Source organism: Haloarcula montana, assembly GCF_035666295.1.
GTDB classification, from domain to species: Archaea; Halobacteriota; Halobacteria; order Halobacteriales; family Haloarculaceae; genus Haloarcula; species Haloarcula montana.
This window is the reverse complement of sequence record NZ_CP142027.1, coordinates 574,740-591,845: the sequence shown is the minus strand read 5'-3', so window position 1 is coordinate 591,845 and position 17,106 is coordinate 574,740. Positions and strand designations below refer to the sequence as shown.

Here is a 17,106-nt window from a genome sequence, read left to right as displayed (position 1 = left end):
GTCGTCTCGCCCGAGCGAACGGCCGGCGACCCAGTAGCGGTCCCGACGGCCGTCAGCGGCCCCACTCGCGTTGGGTCTTGGGGCGTTCGTCGACGGCCTGGACGGCCAGGGGTTGGTCGTTGGAGTTGATCGCTTCCAGTGCGGCCTCGGCGCTCTCGCGGGTCGAGAAGTACGTCACCGTCTCCTCGACACACGCCTCCAGCACGTCCCGGTCGCGGGAGGCGACCAGGTCGATCTCGCCGTTCTGGATCGCCTCGACGACCGCCTCGGTGTCTTCGAAGTCGTCGAGGCTCTTGACGTCGAAGTGTTCCTCGTAGCCCAGCACCGGCAGGTCGACGATAGCCGTCCCCTCCAGGGGGATCGGCTTGTCGACACACATCTGAGCCTTCTGGTAGGCCTTGCCGAAGGAACCGGCGGTACCCATGACCTCGCCCGTCGACTTCATCTCCGGGCCGAGCCGCGGGTCCGAACCCGGCAGGCGGTCGAACGGCAGGACGACCTCCTTGACCGAGACCTGTTCGGGGATCTGTTCCTGGACGTCCAGGTCGGCCAGCGAGCCGCCGGCCATCACCTTCGCGGCCAGTTTCGCGATCGGGACGCCGGTCGTCTTCGAGATGAACGGCACCGTCCGGGAGGAACGGGGGTTCGCCTCCAGCACGTACACCTCGCCGTCACGCACGGCCAGTTGGACGTTCAGTAGGCCGACCGTGTCCAGCGCGTCCGCGATGTCCTCGGTCACCTCGCGGATGCGGGGCATCACGTCGTTGATCTCCTGGGAGCGCGGCGGGATCATACACGCCGAGTCCCCCGAGTGGACGCCGGCGGTCTCGACGTGTTCCATCACGCCGCCGATCAGCACGTCGTCCTCGTCGGCGACGGCGTCGACGTCCAGTTCGACGGCGTCGGCCAGGAAGTCGTCGACGAGGATCGGCTTGTCCGGGGAGACGCGCACTGCCTCCTCGATGTAGGTCTTCAGGTCGTCGTCGTTGTAGACCACGTCCATCGCACGGCCACCGAGCACGTAGCTCGGGCGGACCAGCACGGGGTAGCCGATCTCCTCGGCCAGTTCGAGGGCCTCGGTCTCGCTCGTGGCGGTGCCACCCTCGGCCTGGGAGATGCCCAGGTCGTCCATCAGTTGGTTGAACCGGTCGCGGTCCTCCGCGAGGTCCATCGCCTCGACGGAAGTCCCCATGATCTCACAGTCCAGCCCGCGGCGTTCAAGTTCCTGTTCGAGCGGGTGGCCGATGTCGACGGAGGTCTGGCCGCCGAACTGGACCATCACGCCGTCGGCGTTGGTCGCCTCGACGACGTCGGCGACCTCCTCGGCGGTGATCGGCTCGAAGAACAGCCCGTCGGAGGTGTCGTAGTCCGTCGAGACGGTCTCGGGGTTGTTGTTGACGACGTGGGCGTCGATGCCCAGTTCCTCCAGCGCGCGGACCGCGTGGACCGAACAGTAGTCGAACTCGACACCCTGGCCGATGCGGATCGGCCCACCGCCGACCACGACGACGCTCTCGATATCGGGGTCGATCTGGAGTTCGTTGCGGTCGATGCCCGAGATCGGGTCCCGCGTCGAGTAGTAATACGGCGTCGTCGCCTCGAACTCGCCGGCACAGGTGTCGACCAGTTTGTAGTCGCGGTCGGTGGTCTCGGTCTCGACCGAGTCGACCGTGACGCCATCGACGGTTCCACCGTCTTCCCGAGGCGGTGTCGCCGCCTCGCCACCGTCGGTGGCCGCTTCCACTTCGGTCCCGTCGCCGCCGTCCCCGAGCGCAGCAGGGAGCCACGAGGAGTGGGTGTCCTCGAACCCGCCGCCGGCCAGGGCGGTGATCTCCTGGTCGGTGAAGCCGGCCTGGGCGGCGGTCTCGTAGTCGCCGGCCATCGCGGCCTCGGCGGCGTCGGCGACCTGCTCGAACCGCTCGACGTACCACTCGTGGATGTCGGTCAGGTCGACGACCTCATCGACCGTGTAGCCCCGCGAAAAGGCCTCGAACATCGCGTAGGGGCGATCCGGGCTCGCCCGGACGAGGTACTCCGTTTCCAGTTCCTCGTCGTCGAGGTCGCCGAAGTCGACCGCGGGCGTATACTCCGAGGAGCGCAGCGCCTTCAGCAGCGACTCGGGGAAGGTCCGGCCGATGGACATCGCCTCCCCGGTCGATTTCATCGCCGTCGACAGCTCGAAGTCCACGTCGGTGAACTTGTCGATGGGCCAGCGTGGCACCTTCGTCACGACGTAGTCGATGGCGGGTTCGAAGGCGGCGGTGGTCTCGCCGGTGATCTCGTTTTCGATCTCGTGGAGCCGTTTGCCGAGGGCGACCTTCGCGGTGACGCGGGCGATGGGGTAGCCGGTCGCCTTCGAGGCCAGCGCGGAGGACCGGGAGACGCGGGGGTTGACCTCCACCACTCTGTATTCGCCGCCGGGGGTGCCGTCGTCGCGCCAGGCGTGCTGGATGTTACAGCCGCCCTGGATGCCGAGTTCGCGGATGACCTTCAGCGCGGAGTCGCGCATCTCCTGGTGGCCCTCGTCGGGGATGACCTGCGAGGGCGTGACGACGGTCGACTCGCCGGTGTGGATCCCCATCGGATCGATGTTCTCCATGTTGCAGATGATGATACAGGAGTCGTCTGCGTCCCGCATCACCTCGTATTCGAGTTCGACCCAGCCCTCGATGGACTCGGTGATCAGCACCTCGCCGTTCCGGGAGAGACGCAGGCCCTTGCGGACCCGCTCGACGAGTTCCTCGAACTCGTGGACGACTCCGGAACCGGAGCCACCGAGCGTGTAGGTCGTGCGGGCGATGACCGGGAGACCACCGACCTCGTCGACGGCGTCCTCGACGCGCTGGCGGAGCGCTTCTTCGTCGAAGTCGGTCACGGACTCGTCGTCGTCCAAGGCGATGGTCGTCGAGGCCGGCACCGGCTCGCCGATCGACTCCATGCGCTGTTTGAACAGGTCCCGGTCCTCGGTCGCGTAGATGGTGTCGAGCGGCGTCCCCATCACGTCCACGTCGTACTCGTCGAGGATGCCCTCCTCGGCGAGCTCGGCCGTGACGTTGAGGCCGGTCTGGCCGCCCAGGCCGGCGATGACCCCGTCGGGGTTCTCCTTCCGGATGATCTCGCTGATGGCCTCGGTGTTGATCGGTTCGAGGTACACCTTGTCGGCCATCTCCGGATCGGTCATGATGGTCGCCGGGTTCGAGTTCACCAGGACGACCCGCGCACCTTCCTCCTGGAGGGCGCGACACGCCTGTGCGCCGGAGTAGTCGAACTCGGCGGCCTGTCCGATCTTGATCGGGCCACTCCCGATGAGAAGTATCGTGCGGTCTTCCTCGGCTGTCATTACCCGACCGGAGTCCACACATCGTAATAAGCCCGGCGAAAGGGTACGAAGCTCGAAGCCGAATTTCGAATATCGTAATGTGCTCCCCTCACACGGGGGGCGTTCACATCCGTTCCCGGTGTCTCAGGTCTCGTGGTCGCTGAACTGGTACCGATACGGTTGCCCCTGGATGACCTCGACTTCGCCGGTCTGGGCGCGCCGGCCCAGTACTGTCGCGACACGGTGGGCACTCTCGAAGTCCTCGTCGTGTGCGGCGAGCACGTCGAGGATCTCGCGCGCGGTCAGGGGCTCCTCGGCGTCGGCTTCTTCGAGCACCGACCGGATGCGCTCGAACTCACCGTGACGTATGCGCATACCATCCCTTCGGCCTCGTTCCCCATATAACGCCGTCAGACAGCAGTCAGACGGCCGATTTCACGAAACCACACGACGGCACCGGTCCGTGTTTGTCACCCGCTGTCGGACAGCCCCCGTCTGTCGTCAGTCGTCACGTTGGGCCACCGTTGGGTCACCCAGTCCGGCCGGTCCACTGTGGTCTCGTCGAGCCTGGTGTACTCGAAGCCGTACCGAACGGTCGTGTTCTGGTCGGCGTTCCGGAAGGTAAACTCCATCGAACGGACGAGCCCACTGGGCTCGACGCGTGCACGGGCCTGGAAGTCCCGGACCTCGTTCAGTGACGGCGGGTTCGGGTGGCTGGTCCGGACCAGGTAGTACCGGCCCGCATCGCCCTCGTGGACGGTGACGGTACTGTTGCCCACGCCGAGGAAGTTCCGGACGAGACGCTCCGTGATCCCGCTGATTCGTTCGCGGGCGGGCTCGGCGTCACCGCTCGTGTACTCGACACCAAGCGGTCGCTCGTGGCGGCTGAACCGCGTCTCGCCGTCGACGAACGACTGGTCGCTGTAGCCGGTTCCGGTCTGGCTCCGATAGCGGTAGCGGCGTTCGCTCTCGACGCGCAGCAGGCTCCGTTGCTGTTGGCCGGCCGACGCCCAGTCGATCGACAGCGTGTACGACCGGTTCCGGACCTGGTCGACGTGTGCGGCCGCGAGCACCTCCGCATCGACCAGTCGCTCGGTGGCCAGTCCCGGGGCCAGCGGGCGGCCGTTCTCGCCGGGGGTCTGTTCGGGGACCGGCGCGGGCGTCACCGTCGGTGGCTGGGCGGACTGGCCGCTCAGTGTGGTACACCCGGCGGTCACCATCACGATCAACACCACGGCGACGCGCCAGGCCATACCGACACTACGGCTCGACGGAGGAAACAGTACGGGTCAGACGGCGCTGTCGTGGCGGTCCTCGAAGTCCCGCTCGGCGCGGTACTCGTCGACGAACGTCGCCACGTCGAACTCCAGCATCTGCGCCTCGAACTCGTCCATGACCGCGTCGTCCTCGGCGTGGCTGACGGCGTGTTCCATCAGTTCGACGAGCAACTCGACGACGATCTCGTGGAGCCGCCGGGAGTCGAACTCCGTCACCCAGGCCATCGAGTAGCCCACGGCACCGTCCTCGCTCGTGTCGGCGACGGCGACGGAGTCCGGGAACTCCTCCATGACGACACCGAGGAGGTGGACGGTCGTGAACTCGTCGTGGTCGTCGCTCGGTTCCACTGTCGCCTGCAGGACCTCGACGAGAAACTCCGGGACGAACCGGGCCAACGGGTGGGGGTCCAGTACGACTGCGTGAGTCCCGCCACAGGCACAGTCGAACTCCCGCATCCCGAGGTGGAGGTCGTGGGTGTCGGCGTGTTCGCCACAGGGGAGTTCGAGCGCGGAGTCGCGGCTGCCGGGCACGCGCGGTTCTGCCATTGGCCCCGATTGGGCCGTCACGGGGTTAAACGCCGCGGTATCTCCCGCTCAGAACTCTTCCTCGGCTTCCTGGTCGGCCATCGCCTGCTGGTAGGCGCTGGTGACCACGGCGATCCCGAAGACGGACGCGATCTGACCGAGTATCGTCGTCATCGCCGTGGAGACGGTCGCGGGAAGGCCCAGCGACACCGCTCCCAGCGGGATGGTGATCACGATCCCCACTACGACGGTGACGATGATGAGGACGACGACACCACCGAGGTTGTCTCCGACGAGATCGACGCTGTTCTTGAGCGACTCGATAACGCCGCTGTCGTTGAGCGCGATCTCCTGCATGACGAAGAAAAACAGCACCGCAAGCGCCAGGCCGGGCAGGATCAGCAACACGAACCCGATTCCCAGCAACACGGTCATCAGGACCGACGCTGCCAGTGCCGTGAGGACAGTCGACACGAGGTTCTCAGTCGCCGCCGACGGGAGCGGACTCGGCCCCTCGTAGGCAAACGACCGGATCACGACGATGCGAAGCGCGACGCCGATCGCCCACAGTAGCACCGTCAAGACGGCCGCGACAGCGAGGGAAAGATCCAGTCCCAGCGCGCTCGAAGCGCCGCCGAAGGCTCCCTGTTGTTGCATCGCCGAGGGCGGGAGGTCGAACGCGGAGGCGATCGATCGGTTGATCGCCAGCGAGAGCGACTGGCTCACGACGCCGTTGAGCAACCCATAGAGCACGAACACGGCGACGAACAACACACCGCGTTCGCTCGTCAGATCGTCGATACCGTCGCGGAGGGCTTGACCGACTTGCAGGGACATGTTCGATTCCCGAACTGAGAACGTAATAAAACTATCCGTCCCGGACTGTGGGACAGCGGTTGTGGCCCAGGGCTACAGCGGACTTCCCTCGGTGTCGTTCGGGGTGTCACTGCCCGTCGACGTGGCGCCTCCCGTCTCGCCGTCGACGGCCTGTTGGTATGCGTCGGTCATCACCGCCAGCGTGTACACCGTTACCCCGGTCGTGAGGACTGCCGAGACGAACGACGGCAGGCCCGGGAGCGACGGGCCGGAGGCGACCGTCCCGGCTCCGACGCCGACCAGTAGTAGCAAGGTAAACAGGACCACTCCCAGGGCGAACACCGCCAGGAAGTTCGCTTTCACGTGCGCGTAGCTGTTGCTCAGCGCCTCGAACGGGTTGGCGTCGTTGAGCGCGACCTCCTGGCGGACGAACTCCAGGAGGATCGCCAGCACGATCCCGGGGATGAGCAGCAGTACCGCACCGAGCATGACGACGATCGTCGCGACGAGACTCGCGATCAGCGAGTTCAGCGTCGTGAACCCGATGCTGTCGAACAGCCCCGAGGGGACACCGCTCTCGTCGCTCGCGAACACCCGGATGCCCAGCACTCTGACGACCTCGGCCAGCAGCGCGGTGAGCACCCACAGTGCCACGGCAACCGGCAACGAGACGCCGATCGCTTCCGGGAAGAACTGTTCCGGACCGGCCAGCCCGGCACCCATCGGCAGCGGAGCGGACGCGGGCGCTTCCGCGACCGCCTCGGACCACTCGACGCCGGCGCGTGACAGCGCCCGCTCGACGCTTCGAAGGAAGATCGTCTGCGTAATGACGACGTTTGCCACCGCCAGCGCCACGAACGCCCCCAGCACTCCGAGGCCGTTCGGCGACGCCAGCTTCTGTGCCCCACCTTTGAGCGAGTCGACGACTCCGATTCCCATATTCGCCCCGGGAACACGAAATTACAAAACGTCTTTGATACGAACGAAACGCCGCGATCCCGTGGGTCCGGACTGTCAGGGCCAGTCGTCGCGTTCGTCGTCCTCGTTGGCTGTCGCGGCCGGCGTCGAGGGCTCGCCCAACTCCCACTCGGCGGCCGTCGCTGCGTCTTCGACGGAGAGAAACTCCCAGCCGGCCCGCTCGGCCAGCGCGGCGTCCTCGTCGCTGGTCCCGACGTAGACGTGCCGGTCGGTGTCGAACTGTTCTTTGACGTTCGTCAAGCTCTCTTCCCGGCTCCGTGGACCGGAGAAGAAGTCCTGGCGGACGCGGTGTTTCCGGGTGAAGTTCGTCACGACGTAGGTGGGTTGATCCGAGACGACGCCCACGTACTCCGACCACTGGCGCGCGTCGTTGAACACGCTGTCAGGGTAGGCGAGTTGCTTCAGTGCGTCGAGATCGAACGCGAGGGTCATGTCGCCGTTGCCGCCGTCCATGCCTAAACCTGTGCTACCGGTCGAAAAAAGGGCGTCGTTCTCCCGCTGCTAGGCCGTTACTCGGCCTGGGGTGCCTGCGCTTTGACTTCCTCGACGTCGACCTCTTTCTCCAGTAAGAGTTCCTTCTTGTCCGCGACCTGGAGCTCTTCGCGCATGATCTGTTTGAACGCCGACTGCTGGGAGAGGTCGCCGATGAGCACGCCACCGACGAGCTGGCCGTCCTCGAAGGCCACGCGGCGCCACTCGTTTTCGCTGTACTTGCGCTCGGCCTCGTCGTCGCCACGGGTCGGATGGCCAAAGGAGAGGAACGGGAAGTCGAAGTGGGTGATCGAGTACGAGGAGACCCAGCGGAACGCCTCTTCCTCGGCGTCGGCAACCATGTTGGTGCCGGCGACTGATCCCTGCTCTTTGGCCGAACCCCACGAGCCGTTCTGTGCGCGGTCGTTGAGGATCGTGTCGTAGTACTGGGTGAGGTCACCGGCCGCGTAGATGTCCTCGACGCTGGTCTGCATGTACTCGTCGACGACGATGCCGTCGTCCTCTTCGAGATCGAGGTCGCCCAGGAACTCGGTGTTGAAGTCCAGCCCGATGGCGACGCCGGCCCAGGTGCCCTCGTAGCGGTTGCCGTCGGGATCGACTGCTGCCTCGACGCGCCCGTCGTCGTCGACCTCGAAGTGGTCGACGCCGGATTCGAAGACCGGTTCGACGCCGTTCTCCCGCATCGCGTCGTGGATGATCTCGGCGCCGTCCTCCGAGAGTGCGTAGCGCCACCAGCGGTTGCCACGCATCAGGTATTTGGCGTCGATCTCCTGTGCGCCACAGACCGCCGCCAGGTCGATGCCCAGCAGGCCGGCCCCGACGATGATCCCCTTCTCGCATTCCTCGGCGTGTTGCTTGATGCTGCGCGCGTCCTGGAACGTCCAGAAGTGGTCGATCCCGTCGGCGTCGGAGTTCTCGACGGGGAGTTGGGAGGGCGTCCCGCCGGTTGCGACCAGCAGTTTGTCGTACTCGTAGACGTCACCCTGGTGGGTGTGGACTTCGTGGGCGTCGGCGTCGACACCCGTAACGTGTGTGTTCAGTTCGAGGTCGATGTCCCGCTCCTCGTACCACTCGGGCTTGTGGATGGAGATGGGTGCCTCGGGCAGCTTTCCCTTGGCGAACTCCTTGATGAGGATTCGGTTGTACAGGGCTTCCCCCTCGTCGGTGATGACCGTCACGTTGGCGTCCGGGTCCGCTTCCCGGATTGTTTCGGCCGCGGATGCGCCCGCGATGCCGTCACCGATAATCACGTGCGACGTGCTCATAGCAGGGTGTTCGCTATCGGCCTTAATGTGGATTGCTATCTCCGTGTCAGTTCTGACCGGGCGCTGGGGCTGTCCAAACGGTCAGTAGGCACGCCATTCAAGACGCTCGCGCCCCGAGAGAGCCACGATGAAGCTCCGTCAGAACGTCAAGCACTTCGCGGCCAAGCAGGCACTGACACTCCCGGTAGTCGGCGAGAAAGTCAACGACCGGCTCGTCGGCCTGCACACGAACGTCTTCGCGGACAAGGCCGACCCCGAGTACGCCGACGAGCGCCGTGCCCATCTCGACGACTTCTTCGACGCGACGATGGACACCTACGTGGCCGCCCTGGAGGCTGGCTACCCCGAAGCGGAGGCCCGGGAGATCACACACATCCAGGCCAACTTCGACTTCTACAACCACGGCTGGACCGAGATGATGGAGTTCCCCAGCGACGAACTCGACATGCACTACGAGCGATACGACGAGTTCTTCGACCGCCACGGGATCACGATCTCCGACCCGCTGGGTGCGTTCGAACCCGCCGACGGGATCGCCGAGGCACCCTCGACGCCGGAGAAACTCGACGACCCCGAACACCCCCACGCGGAGGGTGGGTTCGCCGACGACGTCTACGTCGAGACCGAGGACGGCGAGGTGGTCGTCGGCGGGCAGGACGAACCCGAGGACGTGTCGCCGACGGAGGCGCCGGGCGTCGACGAAGACCCCGAGAACGCTGCCGGCGACTGACCCGTCTACTCTTTGCGGGTGTCCGTCCACCGCTGTCGTAGTTCGAACAGCGCGATCACTGCGAGCAGGTCGCCGTCCCGATGATAGCCGGTGACGACGAAGGCGTGGCGGCCGTTTCTGGTGTCGACGACCACGTCTCGGTGGGCCGGTCCCGACTCGACCGAGCCGTTCAGTCCGAGCGTCCAGACGAAGCTATCGCTCGGGCCGACGTCGGTGTGTTCCCGGTGGTTCCCGTCGTGGACGACGGTCCAGCCGTCCGGGTCCTTTCGGGCCAGCGTCCACCAGTCCGGCCCCGTCGAGAACGGGACGAGCGAACTGTTACTGAGGACGAACCTGATCCGCTTGCCGACCTCGCTGAGGGTATCGACGGGGAACACGTCCCTGCTCGCGGTGAGCTGTATCGGCCGGCCGCTGGTCTCGACGCTGGAACAGACGAACTGCTCGGCGTCCCGTGGCAGCGCCGGGCAGGGGTTGACGGTCCGGTCGCGCCGCGGTGGCTCCGTCGTCGTGACCGTCGGGACTGGCGCGGGCGTGACCCGCTCGCGCCCGCCGCTGTCGGTACAGCCAGCGAGGAGTCCGGACCCACAGCTCAGCGCTGCGAGAAACTCCCGGCGGCGCATACGGGACCTACGGGCGCTGCAATCATGAGTTTCACGCCGTTTTCTGCCGACGCGACGCTGGCTACCGGGGGGCTTCGACAGCGCGCTCCTCGATCCGGTCTGCACACTCGTAGCCGGCGACGATACCGCCGTTCAGCGACCGTTCGGGGTACTGCGCGCGGGAGGCCATCCCCGCGTAGTAGAGTCCGTCGGCCACCGCCTCGCTCAGGTCGTACGGGATCACCATATCGAGGTAGCCCCGCTCGTACACCGGCGCTGTCCGGGGGTTCCGGGCGGTTTGGACCCAGTTGACAACCTCGCGGTCGAACGCCGGAAACAGGTCCTCGATACCGGCCAGCCACGTCTCCCGGACTGCCTCGTCGTCTTGTTGCCAGATATCTTCTTCCGGGGACTGGACGTAGCGGGCGACGTACAGCAGGTGTTCGCCCCCGTAGCGCTCGGCCGAGACGAAGTTCGTGTGCTCGATGAGCGCGCCGAAGGGTGCCTCGTCGGCGACGTTCAGCCAGTAGGTGTCGAGCAACGGCTCGTCCATGCTGATGACCGAACAGATCGTTCCCTGGAAGTCGATGGCACAGCTGTAGCCGGTCAACTCCTCCATGACGTTCGGCATCGCCGCGACGACGACGCTATCCACGTCGTGGACGGTCTCGCCGTCGTCGTCGTCGACCGTCAGCGACGAGACGGTCCCGTCGCCGGCGTCGATGTCTGTCACGCGCGTGCCCGTCTCGATGTTCTCGGTGCCGACCGCGTCGACGAGCGCGTCCAAGAGCCGGCCGAACCCCCCGTCGAGGTAGCCCAGAATCTCCCCGTGGAGGATGTCGCGCTCGCCGCGGAACTTGATCCGGCCCAGCAGCCAGGCGGCGCTGATGTCGTCCTTGCGAGAGCCGAACTTCGCGTCCAGTAACGGTTCGAAGAAGTTGTCGTAGACGCCCTGAGTGGTGTGTTCGACGACGAACTCCTCGATGGGAACGTCCTCGAAGTCCTCCAGGCGCTCGTAGGTGTCGAACTTCGGGACCCCACCGCGGATGTCGATATCGAGCGTCAACAGCCCGAGTCGGAACGTATCATACAGCGTGAAGTGGGGATAGGCCAGGATCTCCCAGGGGGTGTCCATCGGGTGGACGACGCCGTCGACGTAGTAGCCGTTCTTGCCGACGTGCCACTCCACGTCCTCATCGAGCCCCAGTTCCGCCGCCAGTTCGACGATGGTCTCCTCGGATTTCGAGAGGTGGTGGTAGAACTTCTCGATGGGATCACCGGCAGTCTCGTACACCGCCGCGAGGCCGCCCAGATCCTCGCTCGCCTCGAAGACGCGGACCTCGTGGCCGCGCTGCCTGAGCCTGTAGGCCGCCGAGAGGCCGGCGATCCCGCCGCCGACGACGCCGATCATACTCCGCCGTATCAGTCGTCGTGGGATTTAGCTTGTGTTTCGCTGTCGGTCGCCACTACGTGGGTTCGCTACCTTTTTCACCACACTGCTGAAATGCGCAGGCATGCTGACCGTCCGGGCGCCTGCGACCAGTGCGAACCTCGGGAGCGGCTTCGACGTCTTCGGCGCCGCCCTCGAACGCCCGGCGGATGTCGTCCGGCTGACAAAGGCCGACCGGACCACTATCGAGGTGACCGGGGCCGGGAGCCAGTTCATCCCGGAGGACCCCGAGAAGAACACGGTCGGGGCCGTCGCCGAGGCGCTCGACGCGCCCGCACACATCCAGATCGACAAGGGCGTCCGACCCGCCTCGGGACTGGGCTCTTCCGCGGCCAGTGCCGCCGCCGCCGCCGTCGGCCTCAACGCCCTGTACGACCGGGGGTACACCCGGGAGGAACTCGTTCCGATCGCCGCGAAAGGCGAGGCGGTCGTCTCGGGGGACGCCCACGACGACAACGTCGCACCCTCGATCATGGGCGGGTTCACCATCGCCACGGACTCGGGCGTCACACAGATCGACGCCGACATCCCGCTGGTCGCCTGTCTCCCCGACATCGTCGTCTCGACACGGGACGCCCGCCGGGTCGTCCCCGAACACGCTCGGGTCGAACAGCTCATCGAGACCGTCGGGAACGCGGCCACGCTGACGACCGGGATGCACCGCGACGACCCGTCGCTGGTGGGCCGTGGGATGCACGATACCGTCGTCACCCCGGCGCGTGCGAAACTCATCGACGGCTACGAGACGGTCCGGGAAGCCGCACTCGACGCCGGAGCCACGGGCGTGACGATCTCGGGAGCCGGGCCGACGGTGATCGCCGCCTGCGAGGACCACGACCAGAAAGCTATCGCCAGCGCCATGCTGGATGCCTTCGGCGAGCGCGGTGTCGACGCACGCGCCTACCAGACTCGCATCGGTCGCGGGGCACAGCTCTTCTGAGCGACGCTTACAGTCCGTCCGGTGGTGGCTGTCTCTGGCGCTGAAACGCTGCTCCTGTGGCTTTTATCGAGTGGATCGATGTTTCAGTCGCTATGATCGCTGTCCCACGCCCGGTCGCACCGTTTGCTCGACGACCCACTGTCACCCGGAGGTACCGATGAGACGCGCCCTGTTGCTGGCGACGCTGATCGTCGCCGCGTCGGTTTCGCTTCCGGCCGCCGCCGGCCAGCAAGGCGGCGTGATCTCCGTCGAGACGACGGCCACCCCGGAGCGGCCGACGCCCGATCAGGACGTGACCGTCGACGTGACGCTCTCGAACCCGACCGACGACGAGTCGTACAACGTCCGGTGGGTCGCGCTGCACAACACCACCGATCCGGACAGTACGATGCACGACCGGATCAAACCGACCGAGAACCTCGGTGGCGGCGAGTCGACGAACTACGACCTGACGATGCCGGTCGACGAGACAGGCGAGCACCACGCCGTCGCCCACGTCTTCGTGGATACGCTCCACGGCGACACCTACAGGTTCACGCGCAACGTCACGGTCACGGCCGTCCAACCCCATCCCGCGATGTCGCTGTCGACCGGCGCTGTCGGCCCGGACGACCGGACCGACGTCTCCCTACAGCTCTCGAACGGGCTCTCCGAGGAGATCCGGGGCGTCTCTGTCGAACTGGAGGGCCAGAACGCAACGATGACACTCGACGAGGACCGTCGCGTTCGTTCGTCGCTCCAGGCCGGCAACGAGACGACGCTGACGTTCCCGGCAAGCGAAGTCGATCCCGGGAGACAGACGTTCACCGCGACGCTGACCTACACCACCGAGAGCGGCGAGTACCGGACCGTCACGCGTTCGCTGTCGACGACGGCCGATCCGGTCGAGAACCCCGCGACCCTCACGCTGACGGGGCTGCGGGTCTCCCAGGACGGCGACCAGCTCACGATCCGTGGCAGCGCGAGCAACCTCGGGGGCGGCAACGCCACCGGCGCGATGGTCACCGTCGGCCAGTCGGCGGCCGTCCAGCCGGCCCAGTCCCAGTCCCGCTTTTTCGTCGGTGAGGTCCCCGCCAGCGACTTCTCGTCGTTCGAGGTCCAGGCGACGACGACGGAAAACGGGACCGTCACCGTCCCGCTCGAAGTGAGCTACGTCGTCGACGACACCCGCGTGAACCGGACCACGTCGGTCACGTTCACGCCCGCGAAGTCCGGCACCGGCGAGGCGACCACCAGACAGTCGTCGTTCCCCGTCCCGCCGCTGGCTGCCGGCGGCGCGCTCGTAGTCGTCCTGTTCGGTGCGCTCGGCTGGCGCCGTCTCCGGGGGTGAACACGATGGCCGTCATCAGCACGACCAACGCGGTCAAGGAGTACGACTCCGGGGAGAAAACGCTGCGGGCGCTCGACGGCGTCGATCTCGCGGTCGAGGCGGGCGAGTTCGTCGCCATCGTCGGCCCAAGCGGGAGCGGGAAGTCGACGCTGTTGAACCTGCTGGGCCTGCTCGACGAACCGACCGACGGTTCGGTGACCGTCGAGGACGAGGCGGTCTCGTCGTTGTCGGTCCGCGAACGGACCGACCTCCGCCGGGAGACGGTCGGCTTCGTCTTCCAGTCGTTCTACCTGGTGCCGACCCTGACCGCCACGGAGAACGTCACGGTCCCGGCGCTGATCCGGGGGGACCGCTCGCGGCTGCTCGACCGGGCCGAAGAGCTGCTGTGCCGGGTCGGGATGGGCGACCGGCTGGACCACTACCCCGACGAGCTCTCCGGCGGGCAGAAACAGCGGGTCGCGGTCGCCCGCTCGCTGATCAACGACCCGGACATCCTGCTGGCCGACGAACCGACCGGGAACCTCGACCAGGACACCGGCGCACAGGTGCTGGACGTGTTCGGGCGGGTCGCCGACGAGGACGTCGCCATCGTCACGGTCACCCACGACGAGCAGGTGACCGAGTACGCCGACCGGACCGTCACGCTCGTCGACGGGAGCCTCGACACATGATGGAGTCGGTCCTCTCCCGACGGTTGCCGCTGGTCGCCTACGCCTGGGAGAACCTCACCAGAGCACGCGCCCGGACGGCCTTAGCGATGGCTGGCATCACCATCGGCGTCGTCGCCATCGCCTCCCTGGGAATGTTCGGGGCTGCGTTCGAACAGTCGACGCTGAACCGCGTCGACGACATCACGCGAAGCGTCTGGATCACGCCCGGCGAGGACGCCGAGTTCGAGGCGTTCTCCAGGGACCACGTCGCCGCCATCGACCGCTCGACCGGCGACACCGTCCATACCGTCACGCAGTATTCGACGGGGGTGACGGGGCTCAGGACGACTGAACAGGCCACGGTGTACGGCCTCTCCGATCCCGGGGCCTTCGTCGCCGCCGACGGCGGGCAGATCCCCGAGACGTGGCGCTCCGGCGCCGCCGTTGGCCCCGAACTCGCACAGACACTCGATGTCGGCGTCGGCGACAGCGTCACGATCGACGGCGAGAGCTACCGCGTGATCGCCGTCCTCGAACCGTCCGGCCGCTCGTCGCTCGTCGGGACCGACGACGCCGTCGTGGTGCCACAGCCTCAGGTCGAGACCGACGGCTACCAGTCCGCGATCATCCGTGCGGACTCGCCCGAAGCAGCCTTCCGGACGGCCGACGCGCTCGACGCGGAACTCAACGGTCGCAAGGAGATCTATGCGGTCCAGGACGCCGAACAGGCCATCGAGCGGTTCAACCAGCAGATGGCACAGATCGACACGTTCCTGCTGGGCGTCGGCGCCGTCTCGATGCTCGTCGCCGCCGTCAGTATCCTCAACGTGATGCTGATGTCGACCATCGAGCGGAAAGGCGAGATCGGTGTCCTCCGGGCGGTGGGATACCACCGGTTGGACGTCCTGCGGCTGATGCTCAACGAGGCGATGCTGTTGGGCATCGTCGGTGCGGTCCTCGGTGTCGGTCTCAGCGTCCTGCTGGGGATGGCGATCAACGCCCAGCTCCTGTCGGACCCGCTGGCGTTTACCGCCGAAGCGCTTCGCTACACCGTCGTCGGGTTCGTCTTCGGGACGGTGTCGAGCTTCCTCAGCGGGCTCTACCCAGCCTGGAAGGCCGCGAACGCCCGGCCCGTGGAGGCACTCCGGGACTGAACCGGCACTGTCTCAGACTGTGAAACGCTGCTCTGGGGCTTTTCTTCCTACCGGTGTATCGTTCACCTGCCCGTCGCCCCCGACGGACACGCTGACCCCCCAACCGTTCCCCTGCTGACGCTCCATCCCCGCTCCGACGGGCACTTTCTGTCGCTGTCCGAGCCGATCCCCTCGCGATCTCTCGGGTCGAACCCAGCAGGATTTTGACAGCCTACGGAAAACAGATGGATACTGTGTCGTCACGAACAACCCTGCTCGCCCTCACTGCCGCTGTTGCCCTCCTCGTGGGTTCTATCGGCGTCCTCGCGACGGTCGGTGGGACCCTCGCCACAGACGACGCTGTCGTCGACGACGCACCGCCCTCCCAAGCAGTCACCCCCCGGACCCCGGTTCGGGGAACGGAAATCGAGCGGCTCCACACTGCGGGGATCACCGGCGCGGGCGTCGATGTCGGTATCGTCGACGTGACGGGCTTCGATCCGGACCATCCCGGCATCGCCGACCACGTCGCCGACACACGCTCGTTCTCCCCGGGTGAGGGGGTCGCGAACGGCGGCCGCGACAGCCACGGGACCGCAGCGGCGTCGCTGGTCTCCCGGAACGCCCCCGACAGCGACCTCTATCTCGCCAGCGTCGACACTGCCAACGGCTACGAGTCGGCCGTCGAGTGGCTCGTCAGCGAGGACGTGGACGTCATCGTCGCGCCGATGTCGTTCTACGGAAAGCCGGACGACGGGGAGTCCCACGCCGCCGACGTAGCGCGGCGGGCGACGGAGACGGGTGTCGTCTTCGTCGCTCCGGTGGGCAACCTCGCACAGGGGCACTGGAACGGGACGTATCAACCGGTCAACGGTGGCGTCCACAGTTTCGACGGCGGAACGCGAAACTACCTGCGGACGACCGGCCAGTCGCGACTCCGCCTGTGGCTCTCCTGGGACGAGGCCCACCGTCCCGAGGAGTACACGGCCGAACTCTACTGGACCAACGGAACGGCCCACAGGCTCGTCGCCCGCTCGCAACCGTATCTGGCCGACAGCGTCCCTAACGAACGGATCGTCGCCCGGCTCCAGCCGGGGACGTACTACGTCCGGATCACCGGCCCCGCCAACGCGACGGGCGCACACCTGGACCTCGAATCGCCCACACACACGCTCCAGTTTCAGTCGCCGGGGAGTGTCGCCCCGCCGGCGACGGACCCGAGCGTCCTCGCCGTCGGTGCCTACGATCCACAGACCGGGGCGGTCAGGCCCTACAGCTCCGGCGGTCCGACGGGAGACGAACGAGGGGGTGTCGATGTCGTCGCCCCCGACGGACAGGTGGCCGCGACCAAGCCCGACGGGTTCAACGGCACGTCGGCGGCGGCCGCCTACACCGCGGGGACGGTCGCACTGATGCTCGATGCGAACCGAACGCTCTCGCCCGCAGGCGTCGAACGGAGCGTGACGACCACCAGCGGCGAACCGACGGGTCCGGATCGGCTGTCCGGTGCGGGGAGCCTGGAGCCGACACAGGCTGTCGCGGTCGTTCACAACGATTCAAACGACGATTTGAGTAACGGATAGGGATTTGTGGCTGTGCATC

Annotated in this window: 16 protein-coding genes; 6 read left to right on the top strand and 10 right to left on the bottom strand. The window is 66.7% G+C overall.

Annotated features, from left to right (window positions below):
• Positions 1-52: 52 nt before the first annotated feature.
• The 8 genes from carB to VJ109_RS03115 form a co-directional block, all read right to left on the bottom strand.
• Positions 53-3,340, bottom strand: coding sequence for a carbamoyl-phosphate synthase large subunit (carB, locus tag VJ109_RS03150; protein WP_324758937.1), 3,288 nt, complete (start codon positions 3,338-3,340; stop codon positions 53-55).
• Positions 3,341-3,463: 123 nt separating this feature from the next.
• Positions 3,464-3,694, bottom strand: coding sequence for a hypothetical protein (locus tag VJ109_RS03145; RefSeq protein ID WP_276180506.1), 231 nt, complete (start codon positions 3,692-3,694; stop codon positions 3,464-3,466).
• Positions 3,695-3,789: 95 nt separating this feature from the next.
• A complete protein-coding gene (locus VJ109_RS03140; RefSeq protein WP_324758935.1) occupies positions 3,790-4,572 on the bottom strand; it encodes a hypothetical protein in 783 nt (260 codons plus the stop codon).
• 36 nt (positions 4,573-4,608) lie between these two features.
• The gene (locus VJ109_RS03135) at positions 4,609-5,142 is read right to left on the bottom strand and encodes a DUF5815 family protein (protein WP_324758933.1); all 534 of its coding nucleotides are present in this window, start codon (positions 5,140-5,142) and stop codon (positions 4,609-4,611) included.
• Between the two features lie 48 nt (positions 5,143-5,190).
• Positions 5,191-5,958, bottom strand: a complete 768-nt coding sequence (locus VJ109_RS03130; RefSeq protein WP_324758931.1) for a DUF7847 domain-containing protein — start codon at positions 5,956-5,958, stop codon at positions 5,191-5,193.
• Between the two features lie 72 nt (positions 5,959-6,030).
• Positions 6,031-6,876 (bottom strand): DUF7847 domain-containing protein, encoded by an 846-nt coding sequence (locus tag VJ109_RS03125; protein WP_324758930.1) that lies wholly within the window; start codon positions 6,874-6,876, stop codon positions 6,031-6,033.
• A 75-nt stretch (positions 6,877-6,951) separates the two neighbouring features.
• Positions 6,952-7,368: a DUF7124 domain-containing protein gene (locus tag VJ109_RS03120; protein ID WP_324758929.1), complete on the bottom strand. Its 417-nt coding sequence runs from the start codon at positions 7,366-7,368 to the stop codon at positions 6,952-6,954.
• Positions 7,369-7,424: 56 nt separating this feature from the next.
• Positions 7,425-8,672, bottom strand: a complete 1,248-nt coding sequence (locus VJ109_RS03115; RefSeq protein ID WP_324758928.1) for an NAD(P)/FAD-dependent oxidoreductase — start codon at positions 8,670-8,672, stop codon at positions 7,425-7,427.
• Between the two features lie 127 nt (positions 8,673-8,799).
• Between VJ109_RS03115 and VJ109_RS03110 the strand changes: the two genes are divergently transcribed.
• Positions 8,800-9,402, top strand: coding sequence for a DUF6149 family protein (locus VJ109_RS03110; protein ID WP_324758927.1), 603 nt, complete (start codon positions 8,800-8,802; stop codon positions 9,400-9,402).
• 5 nt (positions 9,403-9,407) lie between these two features.
• Here the strand turns inward: VJ109_RS03110 and VJ109_RS03105 are convergent, their stop codons facing one another.
• Positions 9,408-10,022, bottom strand: a complete 615-nt coding sequence (locus VJ109_RS03105; RefSeq protein WP_324758926.1) for a hypothetical protein — start codon at positions 10,020-10,022, stop codon at positions 9,408-9,410.
• A gap of 61 nt (positions 10,023-10,083) precedes the next feature.
• Entirely contained in the window at positions 10,084-11,412 is a 1,329-nt protein-coding gene (locus VJ109_RS03100) for an NAD(P)/FAD-dependent oxidoreductase (RefSeq protein WP_324758924.1), read from the bottom strand.
• A 103-nt stretch (positions 11,413-11,515) separates the two neighbouring features.
• Between VJ109_RS03100 and VJ109_RS03095 the strand changes: the two genes are divergently transcribed.
• The 5 genes from VJ109_RS03095 (at position 11,516) to VJ109_RS03075 (ending at position 17,087) form a co-directional block, all read left to right on the top strand.
• Positions 11,516-12,391, top strand: a complete 876-nt coding sequence (locus VJ109_RS03095; RefSeq protein ID WP_324758923.1) for a homoserine kinase — start codon at positions 11,516-11,518, stop codon at positions 12,389-12,391.
• Positions 12,392-12,548: 157 nt separating this feature from the next.
• Positions 12,549-13,721, top strand: coding sequence for a COG1361 family protein (locus tag VJ109_RS03090; protein WP_324758922.1), 1,173 nt, complete (start codon positions 12,549-12,551; stop codon positions 13,719-13,721).
• A gap of 5 nt (positions 13,722-13,726) precedes the next feature.
• Positions 13,727-14,392: an ABC transporter ATP-binding protein gene (locus tag VJ109_RS03085; RefSeq protein ID WP_324758920.1), complete on the top strand. Its 666-nt coding sequence runs from the start codon at positions 13,727-13,729 to the stop codon at positions 14,390-14,392.
• Complete coding sequence (locus VJ109_RS03080; protein WP_324758918.1) at positions 14,389-15,525, top strand: ABC transporter permease; 1,137 nt, start codon at positions 14,389-14,391, stop codon at positions 15,523-15,525. The genes VJ109_RS03085 and VJ109_RS03080 overlap by 4 nt, the downstream gene beginning before the upstream one ends.
• Before the next feature lie 233 nt (positions 15,526-15,758).
• The gene (locus VJ109_RS03075; RefSeq protein ID WP_324758917.1) at positions 15,759-17,087 is read left to right on the top strand and encodes a S8 family peptidase; all 1,329 of its coding nucleotides are present in this window, start codon (positions 15,759-15,761) and stop codon (positions 17,085-17,087) included.
• Positions 17,088-17,106 lie beyond the last annotated feature (19 nt).

What these genes read in the sequence shown, in the direction of transcription:
- VJ109_RS03115 (WP_324758928.1), bottom strand. Translation starts at nt 8,672, where the DNA reads ATGAGCACGTCGCACGTGATTATCGGTGACGGCATCGCGGGCGCATCC.
- VJ109_RS03145 (WP_276180506.1), bottom strand. Translation starts at nt 3,694, where the DNA reads ATGCGCATACGTCACGGTGAGTTCGAGCGCATCCGGTCGGTGCTCGAA.
- VJ109_RS03100 (WP_324758924.1), bottom strand. Translation starts at nt 11,412, where the DNA reads ATGATCGGCGTCGTCGGCGGCGGGATCGCCGGCCTCTCGGCGGCCTAC.
- VJ109_RS03080 (WP_324758918.1), top strand. Translation starts at nt 14,389, where the DNA reads ATGATGGAGTCGGTCCTCTCCCGACGGTTGCCGCTGGTCGCCTACGCC.
- VJ109_RS03125 (WP_324758930.1), bottom strand. Translation starts at nt 6,876, where the DNA reads ATGGGAATCGGAGTCGTCGACTCGCTCAAAGGTGGGGCACAGAAGCTG.
- VJ109_RS03105 (WP_324758926.1), bottom strand. Translation starts at nt 10,022, where the DNA reads ATGCGCCGCCGGGAGTTTCTCGCAGCGCTGAGCTGTGGGTCCGGACTC.
- VJ109_RS03090 (WP_324758922.1), top strand. Translation starts at nt 12,549, where the DNA reads ATGAGACGCGCCCTGTTGCTGGCGACGCTGATCGTCGCCGCGTCGGTT.
- VJ109_RS03130 (WP_324758931.1), bottom strand. Translation starts at nt 5,958, where the DNA reads ATGTCCCTGCAAGTCGGTCAAGCCCTCCGCGACGGTATCGACGATCTG.
- VJ109_RS03110 (WP_324758927.1), top strand. Translation starts at nt 8,800, where the DNA reads ATGAAGCTCCGTCAGAACGTCAAGCACTTCGCGGCCAAGCAGGCACTG.
- VJ109_RS03135 (WP_324758933.1), bottom strand. Translation starts at nt 5,142, where the DNA reads ATGGCAGAACCGCGCGTGCCCGGCAGCCGCGACTCCGCGCTCGAACTC.
- VJ109_RS03120 (WP_324758929.1), bottom strand. Translation starts at nt 7,368, where the DNA reads ATGGACGGCGGCAACGGCGACATGACCCTCGCGTTCGATCTCGACGCA.
- VJ109_RS03085 (WP_324758920.1), top strand. Translation starts at nt 13,727, where the DNA reads ATGGCCGTCATCAGCACGACCAACGCGGTCAAGGAGTACGACTCCGGG.
- VJ109_RS03095 (WP_324758923.1), top strand. Translation starts at nt 11,516, where the DNA reads ATGCTGACCGTCCGGGCGCCTGCGACCAGTGCGAACCTCGGGAGCGGC.
- VJ109_RS03140 (WP_324758935.1), bottom strand. Translation starts at nt 4,572, where the DNA reads ATGGCCTGGCGCGTCGCCGTGGTGTTGATCGTGATGGTGACCGCCGGG.
- carB (WP_324758937.1), bottom strand. Translation starts at nt 3,340, where the DNA reads ATGACAGCCGAGGAAGACCGCACGATACTTCTCATCGGGAGTGGCCCG.